Annotated in this window: 14 protein-coding genes; 8 read left to right on the top strand and 6 right to left on the bottom strand. The window is 69.7% G+C overall.

Features of this window, described 5'->3' with window-relative positions:
• Window positions 1-43: 43 nt before the first annotated feature.
• Together ACFYV5_RS11120 and ACFYV5_RS11115 are read right to left on the bottom strand one after the other, a co-directional pair.
• Complete coding sequence (locus tag ACFYV5_RS11120; RefSeq protein WP_389167042.1) at window positions 44-457, bottom strand: DUF4190 domain-containing protein; 414 nt, start codon at window positions 455-457, stop codon at window positions 44-46.
• A gap of 132 nt (window positions 458-589) precedes the next feature.
• Window positions 590-898, bottom strand: a complete 309-nt coding sequence (locus ACFYV5_RS11115; protein WP_389167041.1) for an ATP-binding protein — start codon at window positions 896-898, stop codon at window positions 590-592.
• A 613-nt stretch (window positions 899-1,511) separates the two neighbouring features.
• Between ACFYV5_RS11115 and ACFYV5_RS11110 the strand changes: the two genes are divergently transcribed.
• Window positions 1,512-1,934 (top strand): DUF6003 family protein, encoded by a 423-nt coding sequence (locus ACFYV5_RS11110; RefSeq protein WP_389167038.1) that lies wholly within the window; start codon window positions 1,512-1,514, stop codon window positions 1,932-1,934.
• A 140-nt stretch (window positions 1,935-2,074) separates the two neighbouring features.
• Window positions 2,075-3,781 (top strand): SpoIIE family protein phosphatase, encoded by a 1,707-nt coding sequence (locus tag ACFYV5_RS11105; RefSeq protein ID WP_389167035.1) that lies wholly within the window; start codon window positions 2,075-2,077, stop codon window positions 3,779-3,781.
• A gap of 129 nt (window positions 3,782-3,910) precedes the next feature.
• Here ACFYV5_RS11105 and ACFYV5_RS11100 read toward each other — a convergent pair whose 3' ends face one another.
• Window positions 3,911-4,333, bottom strand: a complete 423-nt coding sequence (locus ACFYV5_RS11100) for an ATP-binding protein (protein ID WP_389167032.1) — start codon at window positions 4,331-4,333, stop codon at window positions 3,911-3,913.
• A gap of 638 nt (window positions 4,334-4,971) precedes the next feature.
• Between ACFYV5_RS11100 and ACFYV5_RS11095 the strand changes: the two genes are divergently transcribed.
• From ACFYV5_RS11095 to ACFYV5_RS11075, 5 genes are all read left to right on the top strand, one after another.
• Entirely contained in the window at window positions 4,972-5,883 is a 912-nt protein-coding gene (locus ACFYV5_RS11095; RefSeq protein ID WP_389167029.1) for an STAS domain-containing protein, read from the top strand.
• A complete protein-coding gene (locus ACFYV5_RS11090; protein WP_355114215.1) occupies window positions 5,880-6,299 on the top strand; it encodes an STAS domain-containing protein in 420 nt (139 codons plus the stop codon). The genes ACFYV5_RS11095 and ACFYV5_RS11090 overlap by 4 nt, the downstream gene beginning before the upstream one ends.
• A gap of 170 nt (window positions 6,300-6,469) precedes the next feature.
• Window positions 6,470-6,853: an ATP-binding protein gene (locus ACFYV5_RS11085; RefSeq protein ID WP_389167830.1), complete on the top strand. Its 384-nt coding sequence runs from the start codon at window positions 6,470-6,472 to the stop codon at window positions 6,851-6,853.
• A complete protein-coding gene (locus ACFYV5_RS11080) occupies window positions 6,850-7,854 on the top strand; it encodes a SpoIIE family protein phosphatase (protein ID WP_389167026.1) in 1,005 nt (334 codons plus the stop codon). Before ACFYV5_RS11085 ends, ACFYV5_RS11080 begins: the two co-directional genes overlap by 4 nt.
• On the top strand, window positions 7,851-9,092 hold the full coding sequence (locus ACFYV5_RS11075; RefSeq protein WP_389167023.1) for a PP2C family protein-serine/threonine phosphatase: 1,242 nt from the start codon (window positions 7,851-7,853) through the stop codon (window positions 9,090-9,092). Before ACFYV5_RS11080 ends, ACFYV5_RS11075 begins: the two co-directional genes overlap by 4 nt.
• Before the next feature lie 12 nt (window positions 9,093-9,104).
• Here the strand turns inward: ACFYV5_RS11075 and ACFYV5_RS11070 are convergent, their stop codons facing one another.
• Complete coding sequence (locus tag ACFYV5_RS11070; protein WP_389167020.1) at window positions 9,105-10,082, bottom strand: YihY/virulence factor BrkB family protein; 978 nt, start codon at window positions 10,080-10,082, stop codon at window positions 9,105-9,107.
• A gap of 239 nt (window positions 10,083-10,321) precedes the next feature.
• Between ACFYV5_RS11070 and ACFYV5_RS11065 the strand changes: the two genes are divergently transcribed.
• Window positions 10,322-11,518: a PP2C family protein-serine/threonine phosphatase gene (locus ACFYV5_RS11065; RefSeq protein ID WP_389167017.1), complete on the top strand. Its 1,197-nt coding sequence runs from the start codon at window positions 10,322-10,324 to the stop codon at window positions 11,516-11,518.
• A gap of 55 nt (window positions 11,519-11,573) precedes the next feature.
• On the opposite strand, the gene ACFYV5_RS11060 is transcribed toward ACFYV5_RS11065, so the two are convergent.
• A complete protein-coding gene (locus ACFYV5_RS11060; RefSeq protein WP_389167014.1) occupies window positions 11,574-12,080 on the bottom strand; it encodes a MarR family winged helix-turn-helix transcriptional regulator in 507 nt (168 codons plus the stop codon).
• Between the two features lie 214 nt (window positions 12,081-12,294).
• On the bottom strand, window positions 12,295-12,702 hold the full coding sequence (locus tag ACFYV5_RS11055; RefSeq protein WP_389167011.1) for an STAS domain-containing protein: 408 nt from the start codon (window positions 12,700-12,702) through the stop codon (window positions 12,295-12,297).
• Window positions 12,703-12,824 lie beyond the last annotated feature (122 nt).

Below are 12,824 nucleotides of genomic sequence, written 5' to 3'. Positions count from 1 at the left end.
CGTGTCGCATGGAGCCGGGCCGGGCAACGCCGTCGAAAGCAGGTCAGTCGTTCATCTCCTTGTCGAAGTCCTTCGCGCACGCGTCGCGCTCGCTCTGAGTCTTGGCGTGTTCGACGCAGTCGTCGAGGTTCTTGAACTCGTCCGAGTTGAGGATCGATGCGCCGATGGCGAGGATCACGGCGGAGGCGATCATTCCCAGCGCCCCGAGAATCGCACCGATGACGGACATCTTTCCGTGCCCGGCGCCGCCGGCACGCGCCCTGCGGGCGCCGATGATGCCGAAGACCAAGGCCAGAAGGCCGAGCACGATGCCGCCGAAGACGGTCCAGAAGAGAAGGATCGCCGCGATGCCGAGAACGAGCGAAGCGATCGCCAGGCCGCTGCTCCGCTTCACGCCCGCGGCCGGGGCGGTCTGCGTGGAGTCGTTCGGCATCGCGGGGTGTTCGGAGAAGGACACGCGATCACACTCATCTCTGTTGCCGTTCCAACGAGTTGTCTTCGTGCCGTGTGCCCGCGAGTTGGCGATGAATGCGTTGTCGGCCGACCTTGCGCGTGGGTGCCACCGAGCGTACGGCGCAGTCGGCCGGTGCTATCGGGGTAGGATGGCTCGGACGGTCTTGCCGCTCGGCCTCGTCGTGACGGCGACGGCTGTGGCCAGGTTCTGCACCATGGGCCAACCGAATCCGCCGGTGCCGCCGGTGAAGTCGGGCGTCCGCTCCCGCGGCGGGCGGGGATCCGCGTCGCTGACGTCGATGGTGATCGAGTCGTTCTTGGCTTGGAGGCACAGGGAGCCCGCGGCACCCCGCGCGTGGCGTACGGCGTTGGTGACGAGTTCGGACACCACGAGTTCGACGGTCGCGGCGGCCTGCGCGTCCGCCGCAGGGTGGAGCGTACTCATGAACGCACGGGCGGTCTCCCGAGCCTTTGCGACGGCTTCCGGCCGCCTGGTGAAAGCCATGTCGTGCGGCGGTCCGGTGTTCAGGCGCCCGTGATGTGTCCGCATGAGCCCCTCCTCGTATGGCGTGGCCGTTGTGTGAGACGCCCACCTGCCCCCAAGCGGACCTGCCACACGCGGCGACGTCGTGCCGGCAGCGTCCGGCCGCGACCTCGCCGTGGGCGTGAAGTGCGCAGGTGGGGTAAGCGCGGCTGACCGGCCTGATCAAGGCCGTCGACCGCTTCGCGCTCTCTCGCACCACGTTCACGAGACAGGGCTCCAGTGGCACACCATGAGCTGTGAGCCGCCGGTGGATCTCCGGGAGCAGTTCGATCACGAAGGCGTTGGGTACCACGCACTGCCCGAGTCTCTGCCCTCATGCTCACCCGAGAGAGTGGCGCCACGGTCCAGGTCGGCACCATTCGGCGATCCAGGAGCAGCCGAAGGTGCCGAGCAGCCGACCGCATTGCGTCCGGGACGATGGCAGCTGGGCCGCCTGCGGCTGGGATCCGGCGTCGTGTGTGGGCGATAGCATCACAACCCCTCTGCGGTTCGATCGAGAAGGCGATTCCACGCGATGGCCGATGACGCATACCTTTTCCTGCTGCCTGACCGTCACCCTCGGCTGGGCGCGGCCCTGGCCTCGGTCGGTGTTCTGGAATGCGCGCAGACACCCGCCGTACAGGGTTGGCTGCACGCCCATGGAGCCTCGGCCTCTTCGGAGCAGGTCAGGATCCTGCCGGCCGAGGCGGAGGCGTTCCTCCCCGAGGGCGCGGAGCGTCTGCCTCTCCCGCTGAGCGAGGAAGAAGCGCTCCGGGTGCGGCAGGAGTGTGCGCCCCGGTCCGTCACGGACATGGAGAGCGAGCTGCTCGACTTCCGGGAGGCGACCCAGGACTGGGAGTCGCTCGTCCACCGGGCGTTGACGGCGGGCATCCCCGCTCCGCGCATCGCCCAGCTGACCGGCATCGATCCTCATGACATCGGCCGCCTGACCATGTGACCTCTCGCCGGTCCGCCGCGGCCGCCGAGACGTTGTCCGCTTGGTCAGCGATCACGGCAAGAGTGTTTGCGAGTGATGTCCCGGGGTCATCAGGAATCCGGACGACAACGCCAAGCTCAGCCAGGGAGGCACGGGCGGCCATGAAGGACGAGGTAGTCGAGAGCGACCCCGGATGCGGTGCGGCCTCGTCTTTGGACCTGCCGAGCCGGCTGGGGGCGGCAGCCTGCATCGTGGACGACTGCGGAGTGATCAGCGCGGTGAACACCTACGCGGAGCAGCTGTTGGGGATGACGGCCGCCCGTGTCGTGGGCAAGGACGCCCACGACCTCTTGCACCGCGACGCGCACGGCCAGCTACTGGCCAGGGCCCAGTGCCGGGTGGAAGAAGCGGTTCTGGCCCGGCGCACGCAGGCCGGCCACGGCTGGTTCGCGCAGGGCGACGGAGGTCTGACCCAGTTGTCCTGGTTGATTGTCCCCTGCGCCGCGACGTGGGATTCCGGCGCGGAAACGCTGATGATCTTCCACGACCACACCGAGACGCTCACTCCCGAGACAGACGCCGACGACGCGAGAGGCGGCTCGACGCTTTCGGAGCTCGAGCGCCTGGCGCTGCTGGCCCAGACGACGACGCAGTTGACATCGACCCTCGACAGCGACGAGACGCTGCGTCGCCTTGTGCGACTGGTGGTACCCAGGCTGGCGGACTGGGTGGTGGTCGACCTGATCACCGAGGTCGGCGAGGTGGAGCGGGTCATCGTCGTCCATCACCAGGACGGCGAGCTGGTCTCCCGGGAGGACTTGGAGGGGCCGATGCCGCCGGTGCCGGACGAGTCGCCGATGCCGCTGTCTCGGGCGCTGCGGGGGGCGGCTTCGACGCTGGTGACGCCGGCGACGTATCAAGGACCCCCGGACTCCGGCATCGCCATGGAACAGCGGCGGTTGTTCGAGGTGACGGGCATGCATTCGGCGGCGATCGCACCGATACGGGGTGTACGGGACGTGCTGGGAGCCCTGACCCTGGGGCGGTCCGAGCGCCCGGACGCCATGACCCCGTCAGACCTGTCCCTGGTGGAGGACATCACCCGCCGTACCGGACTGGCTCTCGACAACGCCCGCCTCTACCAGCGGCAACGCAAGGTCGCCGAGACGATGCAGCGCCACCTCCTGCCGCAGCTGCCTTCGATCCCGGGGCTGCAGATGACCGCGCGCTACGTCCCCTCACCTGACGCCTCGCAGGTCGGTGGCGACTGGTACGACGTGTTCACCCTCGCCGACGGCACCACGGCGCTGGCGATCGGTGACGTCGTGGGGCACGATCTGGACGCCGCGGCCGGCATGGCCCAGGTCCGCAGCATCCTCCGCGCGTACGCCTGGACGCACCACGAGCCGCCCAGCGCGATCGTGAAGCGGCTGGACGAGTCGGTCATGCACATCGCGGGGGTGTCGATGGCGACCTTGGTCTTCGGCACCCTCCACCAGGCCGTCGACGGGGCCTGGCAGCTGACCTGGACGAGCGCCGGCCACCCGCCGCCCCTCCTCGTCACGCACGACGGGCAGGCCCGCTACCTCACGGAAGGACATGGGCTGCTGCTCAGCACCGGCCTCTCGTCCAGCCGGACTGACGCGCACATCACGCTTCCTCCGCAGTCGACGCTGGTCTTCTACACCGACGGGCTGGTGGAGAGCCGTGACCGCTCGATCGACGACGGTCTCGACCGGCTTCGCAGACACGCCGCCTCGCTGGCGCACCGTCCACTGACCGCCTTCACCGACCTTCTGCTGGAGCGCGCCCGACCGGACCGGGCCAACGACGACGACGTCGCCGTCCTGGCCCTGAGGCCCCAGTGACCCACCGGCCTCCGTCATCGTCCATGGGACCCAGGTCAGGCCTCGGAATCCGGCCGCCCGCAGACAGGTCTCGTACACCTCGCGGCGCGGCCGGTCGGCGACGAACGACCTGCTGAGCGCCAAGGCGGCTCACCTCAGCGGCACCAGCGCGTGGATGGACTTCCCGCCGGGCGCGGGCGTGATGGTGACCTCTTTGCTGAGGCGCCGGATGAGTCGCAAGCCGAACCCTCCGGGACGCGGGGATCCCGAGCCGGAGGCAGGAGCGGTGGGCCAGGACCGATTGCGGTCCGTGACCGTGATCCAGAGGCCTTCGTCGGCGAGGGACAGCCTGAAGGCGCGGACGCCGCCACCGTGTCGGATGGCGTTGGTGACCAATTCCGAGGCCACCAGTAGTGCGTCGGCGAGGACGACGTCCTCGCTCGTCGCCGGCTGCTCGCGGCAGAACCGCTCGTCGAGGAATCCGCGCACCTCGTCCCGGGCGGTCGCCGCCGTCACGTCACGCGCCCGCTCCAGGGTCTCCTTCCGAACGGTTGACGTTTCATCCGTTGTCATAGGTGGAACCCCCTGCTCGGCCTCTGGGTGTCCGTACGGCGTGCGTCTGCCCGACTAGGGCGGGTTGCACACGGTAAGTGGCTTTCTGCTTGCCTCCGTGCCGCTCGGGGGCCTGGCCGGGGCTTCACACGTGAGCGTCCGCTCGTGGCGGTGGGAGATGGCCGGTTCCATGCGGTTTCGAATGCGGCGCGGGGGTATACGCGCCGCGGAGTGATCTTCGAGGAGTTCGATGACGAAGAAGCTGATGGGGAGGGCGGCGGTCGTGTCTCCGGGGCCGACGGCGCCGACGGGCTGTGGGGTCGGCGGCGGGAAGGAACCGCCCCCGGCCGACCGAGTGGTGGACCCGAAGACCGTCGAGAGGTGACCGGTGCCCTCGGTCGGCCGGCTCGGGGCTGCCCTTCCCGGGCGGCGGGTCAGCGGCGCCCGACGCGCTGACCGCGCGCTGCTGACGTGCGGCGTTGGATGCGGCGTTGGATGCGGCGTTCGGTGCGGTGCGAGGGTGCGCCTCTCCTTTCCGCGTGCGTGCTCGGCTTCGGCGGCGGCCGGGGCTGCTCGAATAGTTGTCGTACGGCTACTATCTTGAGCAGGTCGTCGATTCGGCCGGGTAACGCAAGCAGAGGGCGTCTGAGAGGCGAAGGATGAGTTCCACCGAGTCCGCCGTACGGGAACGTCTGGCCAAGCTACTGACGCGGCGCGGCGCCGAGATCGCCGACCGATGGGTACAGCTGCAGCAGGAACGTGCTGATCCCGGCGGGCAGACCGTGCACGAGACCGAGCTCCGCGAAGAGGCCGACGCGCTCGTCGCCGCTCTGCGCGCGGGGATGGAGAGCGACGTTCCGGTCGACCACGTGGTCACTCGGCAGCGTGAACTACGGGAGACCGTGGTCGACATGTCGCTGCGCCGGGCGAGGGTGGGGGCGGTTCCCACTGCCACCTCGTCGGCCGTGCTCGGGCTCAAGGAAGCTCTCCTGGAGGCAGTACGGCAGGAGTCGTTCGAGAAGGACGACCTGTACGAAGCCGCTGTGCTGATCAACCGGGTCCTGGACGCGGCGGGCGCTTTGTCGTTCGAGACGTACGTCGAGCGCCGTGAGGAGATCATCCGTCGGCAGAGCCGGCAGTTGCTGGAGGCGTCGACGCCGGTGGTGCGGCTGTGGCGGCACGTCCTGGCCGTCCCGCTGATCGGCAATCTCGACACGGCCCGCAGCCAGGTGGTGATGGAGAACCTCCTCGAGTCCATCCAGAAGGACGAGGCGCTGGTCGCGATCATCGACATCACCGGTGTTCCGACCGTGGACACCTCGGTCGCCCAACACCTGATGCAGACGGTGAAGGCGGTGCGGCTGATGGGTGCCGAGTGCATCGTCAGCGGAATCCGGCCGGCGATCGCACAGACGGTCGTTCAGTTGGGCATCGACCTGTCGGACATCCTGACCCGCGCCAGCCTCGCGGACGCGCTGGCGACCGCCGTGCAACTGACCCGGCAGGAACCCGCCACGGGTGCCGTGGGCGCGGTGCAAGGGGGGACGGACCACGGGCGGGTGGAGCGATGAGCCGACCGGAATCCGCCCGTGTACCGATCCTGCGACTGGGCGACACCCTGGTCACCGGGCTGCTCAGTGAACTGGACGACACGTCGGCCGTGGCGCTGGCCGAGGAGTTGACCGCCCGCATCGCGGACGACGGAGCGCGTGGCGTCCTCGTGGACATCTCGCGGGTGCAGATCATCGACTCGTTCGTCGCGCGCGCGTTGATGGAACTCAGCACGATGGCTCAGTTGCTGGGGGCGCGGGTGATCGTTGCCGGTATGAGCCCGGCCGTGGCCGTGACACTGGTGGAGCTGGGCATCGACCTCACCGGTGTCGAGACGGCGCTCAACGCCGAGCAGGGCATGGCCGCCCTGGGTTGGTCGAAGACCGGCTCGGGATCGGTGCCGGGGCAACCGACGGTGGATGGGATGTCAGTGTGATGCGCTCCGAGGAGGCAGGACCGGCACGGTCCGGCGGGTCACCCAGGTCGGCAGGGGGCGCCACGGCGACGGCGACGGGCGGGCACGTCGGAGCCCAGCGAGGCTCCCTCGCCACCTCCCGCGGCCCGAGGGACTTCGGAGGCACGGGCAGCAGCACCCCCGTCGAGTGCCTGGTGCGTACGGAGGAGGACCTTCTGCGGGCCCGCCATGCGGTGCGCGCTGCCACGCAGGAGCTCGGGTTCAGCCTCGTGGATCAGACGAGGGTCGTCACCGCGGCGAGTGAACTGGCCCGTAACGCCTTCATCCACGGAGGCGGCGGCGTGCTCTCGATCGAGTGTCTGCGCCGGGCCGGCGCAGTGGGCCTGCGTCTGATCGTCCGCGATGACGGCCCGGGCATCGCCAACCTGGAAGGGGCGCTCACGGACGGATTCACCACCGGCGGGGGGCTGGGCCATGGACTGGGCGGAGCGCGGCGTCTCATGCACGAGTTCGAGGTGCGCTCCGCGCCCGGTCAGGGCACCACGGTGACCGCCGTCCGGTGGACCGACCGGTGACCCTTCGCCCGTACCTGCGGCCGCCCACCCACCACGTGCCCATCGACCACTACAGCGCCGTCCACCTGGCCACCACCCGCGCCCGCGAGATGGCCGTGCGCTGCGGCATGGAGGCGTCGTGGCCCGATCAAGCGGCCGCGGTGGCGAGCGAGCTGGCCAGCAATCTGTACAAGCACGCGACCGACGGGATCGTCTACCTGCAGCCGCTTCCGATGGGGGAGGGGGTGGAGATCCTCGCCGTCGACCGTGGCCCCGGCATGGCCGAGCTCCAGCGGTGCCTGACCGACGGGTACACCACCACGGGCACCCTGGGCACGGGCCTCGGGGCGGTGGGCCGAGTCGCCACCGACTTCCTCATCCGCACCCACGTGCCGGAGGGAACGGTCGCGTCGGTACGTATCAGCGCCGTCGGCAGAACGACCGCACCCGGTACGGGCATGGTGTGTCTGCCCGCCGACGGCGAGCAGGAGTGCGGTGACGGCTGCGTCGTGTTCGAAACGGGCGGTGGCCTCACGGCCGCTGTCGTGGACGGCCTGGGTCACGGAGAGGCGGCGGCCCGGGCGACCCGCAGCGCGCTGCAGGTCTTCCGCGACACGAGCGACCAGTCGCTGCCCGACATCATGCGCTCACTGCACCGATCCCTGCGCCACACCCGTGGCGCCGCGGTCGGCCTGATCCGACTCCTCGCCGGGGGCGTGGAGTTCTGCGGTGTCGGTAACATTCGGCTCTGCCTGTTGTCCGTCCATCACGTGCAGCGCCGTCTCGACGGCAGGCCGGGAGTCGTCGGATGGAACCTGCCCTCCCCGCAGGTGCAGAGCGCTGCCATGGAACCCGGCCAGATCCTCCTCGCGCACTCGGACGGCATCGAGTCCCGCTGGTCGCACGACCCGTCCCCCTTCCTGCTCCGCCTTCCTGCGGAACTTCTGCCGGCAGCGCTGGCCCACCGTCACCGCCGGTCACGAGACGACGCCTCCGCACTCAGCCTTACGGGATTGCGATGACCGAACACACCTACGGCGAACGCCCCTTGTCCGCACTGCCCGAAGTGCGGCGGGCAGTGCGCCGTCTCGCCGACACACACGGTCTGCCGGTGGGGATCCGCGCTCGACTCACCGCCTCCGTCGCGGCGGTGGCCCGCGCCGACCTGGAGAACGGGCAGAGCGTCCGTATCACCACTCGGCGCGGACCGCGGGAGGAGCCGGCCGGTGTCGGCACACTGACGCTCGCCCTCACCACCTCTCTGCCGACGGCCCTCGGGACCCTGGCGAAGCTCCCGCTTCCCGCTGTGGCCACCGATGGCGGAGTCGAATGGCGCATCGCTCTCCCTTCTCCTGGGCAGGAGCCTGAGGCGGCTGCTTCGGACGATGCGGCCGAGGAAGAACTGGCCGCCCTCTTGGCGGACCTCGACGCCCTCGGCGCCGACCACCAGCGACTGAAGGCCGAGCTGGACGAGACCAACAGCGGCGTCCTCGCTCTCTACGTCCAGCTCGAAGAACGCGACGAGCAACTGCGCCGCGCCCACGGACAGATGCTGCGCGAGCTCGAGGATGCCCTGCGGCCGGCGCCGCTGAGCGTCCCGGGCCTCGAACTCGCCGTTCACTACGCACCCGCCGACACCGACGCCCCCACCGGCGGCGACCTCTACGACTGGTTCGTCCTTCCCGACGGGAGCGTCCACATCACCGTCGTCGACGCGCTCGGCCACGGAGTGGGCAGCACCCGCGCCGCACTCGATGTCACCCACACCGTCCGTACGCTCGCGCTGGACGGCTATCCGATGAAAGCCATCGTCGGTCGTGCCAGCGAAGTCCTCAACGGCATGGACCCCCAACTGATGGCGACCGTGCTGCTGGCCCGGATCAACCCCGCCGACGGGGAACTGCTCCTGGCCAACGGCAGCCACCCGCCGGCCCTGGTCGTACGGACCGACGGGCCGACCGAGTACCTCGAAGTACCCGGTCGCGGCGTGGGATACCCCCTGCCGGGCAGCGAACAGGTCCTGCGCAGCCACCTTCACCCGGGTGACCTGCTGATGCTCTACACCGACGGTCTGACGGAGAGCCGCAGAGACCCCCTGGAGGGTGAACAACGCCTTGCCGCATCGGCCACCCGCAACGCGGGACGCCCCATCCACGAGATTCCCAGCGCCATCGCCGATGACATGCACACCGTGGTCCACCACCCCGACGACACCCTGGCCCTCACACTGCGTCGCCTGGGCCGTGCGTCCGGCCCTTGAAACGGCCGCGGGTCAGAAGTCCGTGCCGGGGTCCGGATGGACCGGTTCGCTGATCTGGGCACGTACGGCTTCCAGCTGAGCGGCGAAGGCGACGCCGAAGAACAGAGCGATGCCGGTGAGATTCGCCCACAGGAGCAGGGCGACGAAGGCGGTGAGCGGGCCGTACACGGCGCCGAACGAGCCGCTGTACTCCACGTAGAGGGCCAGCAGCCAGGTCGTGGCGATCCACAGGACGAGATGGACGGCCGATCCGAAGGCCAGCCACGTATAGCCGGGTTGGCGGCGACGCGGGGCCCAGCGGAAGAGCACCGCGGAGGCGATCACCGCCAGGGCGACACCGGCGGGTATCTGCGTCCAGTGCCACCACTGGGGCAGACCGGCCGCAGGGCCGGAGGCGGTGCCGGACGCGGTGACGACGGCCTCGGCGAGGGTGTCGCCGGCCACCAGGACGAGAAACCCGGCAGCCATCGGCACACCTGCCCCCACGGTCAGCAGCAGACTCCTGCCGTATTTGCGGACGAAGGGCCGGTCGCGTTCGATCCCGTAGATGCGGTTCGCGCCGCGTTCGATCTGTGCCATGGCCGAGACCAGGCTCAGCACGGCGAAGCCGAGCCCCAGCCACATCGCCAGCGCGCCCGCCGCATCGGTGCCGGCGCTGCGGCGCCCCGCGCCGAGGACATCTTCGATCAGCTCGGAACTGGCGCCCGGTGCGATCTGTGTGAGGGTGAGCTCGACCGTCCGGCCGATGCCGTCGGAGTGCAGGGTGGACGCCACCCCGACCAGCGCGATCATGAAGGGCACGACGGCGAGTGCGACCTGGAAGGCCAGAGCGCGGGAGTGGCTGAAGCCGTCGGCGTACCGGAATCGGAGGAAGGCGTCGGTCAGGAGCTCGCGCCCGCCGTACCGCCTCAGGGCCACCCAGGCCTCGTCCCCCGAGAGCTCTTCGCCGGCCATGTCCCGGGTCTGCGGCACGCGCACAGCCGATCCCATGTCCCACCCCTGCCTTCAGCCGTCGGTTTTCCGCAGCTGTGTTGCCGCTGCGTGTGATCTGCTGTGCACCTCTGCCCGGGGAATACCCGAATATAATTGCCGTGTAGCAAATGTTGTGCTGGATTCGTAGGATAGAGAGTGTGACTGTGCCGCGGGCCGTCGTACGCTGGCTGGCGTGGGAGCGTGCTTGGCCCTGGCCTGCCGGGTCTGGCTCCCGGCACATAGAGAAGCTGGATGACGTGGACAAATTTGCCGCTGTTGAGCGGGCTCTGCGCAGCGCTGCACCGCACACCCTGCTGAATGTGGTGACCGTCGCGCTCAAGGAGCAGTACGGCGCCGAGCGTGTCGAACTCCGGTTGGCGGACTACGGAATGCGCTCGCTGCAAGCCGTGGAGAGCGTGCCCTACACGACGGAGCCGGTGCTCATTCACGACTCGCCCCAGGGGCGTGCTTTTGGCGCTCAAGAACCGTGCGTGACACGGAACAACGGCTCCTTCGACGTCCATCTGCCCGTCACCATCCGTGGCGACCGCATGGGCGTGCTGACCGTGAGGCTGCCGGAGGACCGCTACGCGCAGTCGCTGCTGCCCGAGATCCAACACGTCTGCCAGGCCCTCGGCCACGAGATCCTGGTCGCCGAGCGTGACACCGACCTGTACGTGTTGGCCCGTCGCGCGGCACGGCTCACCCTGGCGGCGGAGATGCAGTGGCAGCTGCTGCCCGGGCGCTCCTGTGTACGCCCCGAGTTCGCCCTCGGCGCGCACCTGGAACCCGCCTACGCCATTTTCGGCGACAACTACGACTGGTCCGCCTCGGCCAACCACCTGACCCTGACGGTCACCAACGGCATGGGGGAGGGCATCGAGGCCGCCCTGCTCACCAACCTCGCCGTCAACGCGCTGCGCAACGCGCGCCGAGCCGGCCTCGACCTCGCGGGCCAGGCGGCGCTCGCGGACCAGGCGGTGTACGCCCAGTACCGAGGCAGTGCGTACGTCTCGGTGCTGTTGTTGCGTTTCGACCTCGACACCGGCGAGGTCGAGGCGGTGGACGCCGGCTCCCCGCGTATGTGGCGGCTGCGGGAGCGTTCGGTCGAGGCCGTCTCCTTCGACGCCCAGCTGCCGCTCGGCATGTTCGAGGACACGGTCTACGTCCCCGAGCGGTTCACCGTGGAGTCGGGCGACCGTCTGCTGTTCGGTAGCGACGGTGTCTACGAGGCGTCCTCCCCGGCGGGGGAGCGCTACGGGGAAAGGGCCCTGGCCCGTTCCCTGCTGTCCACCCGGCTGCTGCCCCCCGCTCAGGTGCCGGGAGCGGTGCTGCGCGAGCTCGCCGGGTATCACGGGGAGACGCCCTTGGACGACGACGCCCTGGTGGTCTGCCTCGACTGGCACGGGCGGCCGGAGGGCGGGGACGGGGTGGAGGCCGGCGGGTCCCTCTAGCCGGCTCCTGGCGCCCCTGGGGGCGCTCCTGGGTGTGCTCCTCGGACGGCCGGCCTCAGGCGCTCTGTGGCGAGGTGCGCGGCGGAGCGTGTTCGCGGACGGTTTCGGAGGCCTCCAGGACCTCACGAAAGGCGCTGAGGCCGTCCAGCAGTGCGGCGCGGGCGGCGGGCGGCATGTTCTGGATCGGCGCCATGAGGATCTCCTGGCGCAGCGCTCGCAGCTCGGCCAGGTGGGCTTTGCCGCGGCTGGTCAGGCGGAGCGTCAATTCGCGGCGGCTCACCTGACTGGGGGTGCGCTCGACGAAGCCCATCGCCTGCAGGCGGTCGCAGAGTCGGCTCACCGATGGAGGGGCGGCCCCCAGGAGATGGCCCAGGCGGCGGAGGTTTATCCCCTCCTCCCGCTCCAGGCAGTACATCACCCGTAGCTGGGAGGCGGAGACCGACGAGGAGGCGGTGGCGTCATTGCTCCGTTCCCACAGGACATCGAGCAGTTCGATGACGGCACTCGCGGCTTGGGCGGCACCTTTTGCGGGTTTCGGACGGGGGCCGGGATCTGTGCTCATGCCGTGACACTCCGCTTCACTCCGGACCGCAACCATATCTCTCCTGCCCCGGGACGCCGGGGATAGCCGTATACGTCCGGGCGGGTGTGCGACGGCCTCCGGCGGGCGGCGCTGGAGCCGGCGGACAACCGGTGAGCCGCCGGACCGGGACCTCGCCGAGAGCGGGACGGGGGAACGGTGCGGGGCCGCTGTTCCCCCGCTGCGTTCACCTTTCCTAGCTCTGTGGCAGAGGGGGCGGAGGAGGCCACGGGGGCCGTTCGGCGCCGGGTACGTCAGCCAGGGCATGGCCGACGGAGGGGAAACAGCGAAGGACCTTGCCCGCGCCGCTGACCGTCACTGCACGCATGACCTGGGTGCCCACACCCGAGAGCAGGAGCCGGCCCTCCATGTGCCCGCAGAGCCAGTTCAGCGACAGCAGGCAGTTCAGGCCGCGGGAATCGCAGAAGGCGAGAGCGGTCAGGTCCAGGACCAGGTATCGGCGTCCGTCGGCGAGTCGTCTTCCGGCCTGGTCGAGCAGATCCGTCTCGGTCCGCAGATCCAGCTCCCCCGTCACCCGCAGGACGGCGCACGAGCCGCTCGCCAGCAGTTCCGTGACGATGATCCGGGCCTTGTCGCCGTACACGCAGCCTCCCCGCCCATCCCGCGGCAACCCTTGTCAATAGTTGCCTCCAAACAACTGTACCCTTGAGGCAACACCATGGGTCGGGCCGCGAGGTGCCGACAGTGACGTCCCAGCATCGGAAG

The sequence above is a fragment of the Streptomyces sp. NPDC003035 genome (assembly GCF_042888285.1).
GTDB lineage: Bacteria > Actinomycetota > Actinomycetes > Streptomycetales > Streptomycetaceae > Streptomyces.
The sequence above is the reverse complement of the archived record's forward strand: the minus strand, read 5'-3'. Positions and strand labels throughout refer to the sequence as shown.

Excerpts from the sequence above, each read along its gene's own strand:
- ACFYV5_RS11115 (WP_389167041.1), bottom strand. The coding sequence starts at position 898 with ATGAGTACGCTCCACCCTGCGGCGGACGCGCAGGCCGCCGCGACCGTC.
- ACFYV5_RS11110 (WP_389167038.1), top strand. The coding sequence starts at position 1,512 with ATGGCCGATGACGCATACCTTTTCCTGCTGCCTGACCGTCACCCTCGG.
- ACFYV5_RS11105 (WP_389167035.1), top strand. The coding sequence starts at position 2,075 with ATGAAGGACGAGGTAGTCGAGAGCGACCCCGGATGCGGTGCGGCCTCG.
- ACFYV5_RS11100 (WP_389167032.1), bottom strand. The coding sequence starts at position 4,333 with ATGACAACGGATGAAACGTCAACCGTTCGGAAGGAGACCCTGGAGCGG.
- ACFYV5_RS11095 (WP_389167029.1), top strand. The coding sequence starts at position 4,972 with ATGAGTTCCACCGAGTCCGCCGTACGGGAACGTCTGGCCAAGCTACTG.
- ACFYV5_RS11090 (WP_355114215.1), top strand. The coding sequence starts at position 5,880 with ATGAGCCGACCGGAATCCGCCCGTGTACCGATCCTGCGACTGGGCGAC.
- ACFYV5_RS11075 (WP_389167023.1), top strand. The coding sequence starts at position 7,851 with ATGACCGAACACACCTACGGCGAACGCCCCTTGTCCGCACTGCCCGAA.
- ACFYV5_RS11070 (WP_389167020.1), bottom strand. The coding sequence starts at position 10,082 with ATGGGATCGGCTGTGCGCGTGCCGCAGACCCGGGACATGGCCGGCGAA.
- ACFYV5_RS11060 (WP_389167014.1), bottom strand. The coding sequence starts at position 12,080 with ATGAGCACAGATCCCGGCCCCCGTCCGAAACCCGCAAAAGGTGCCGCC.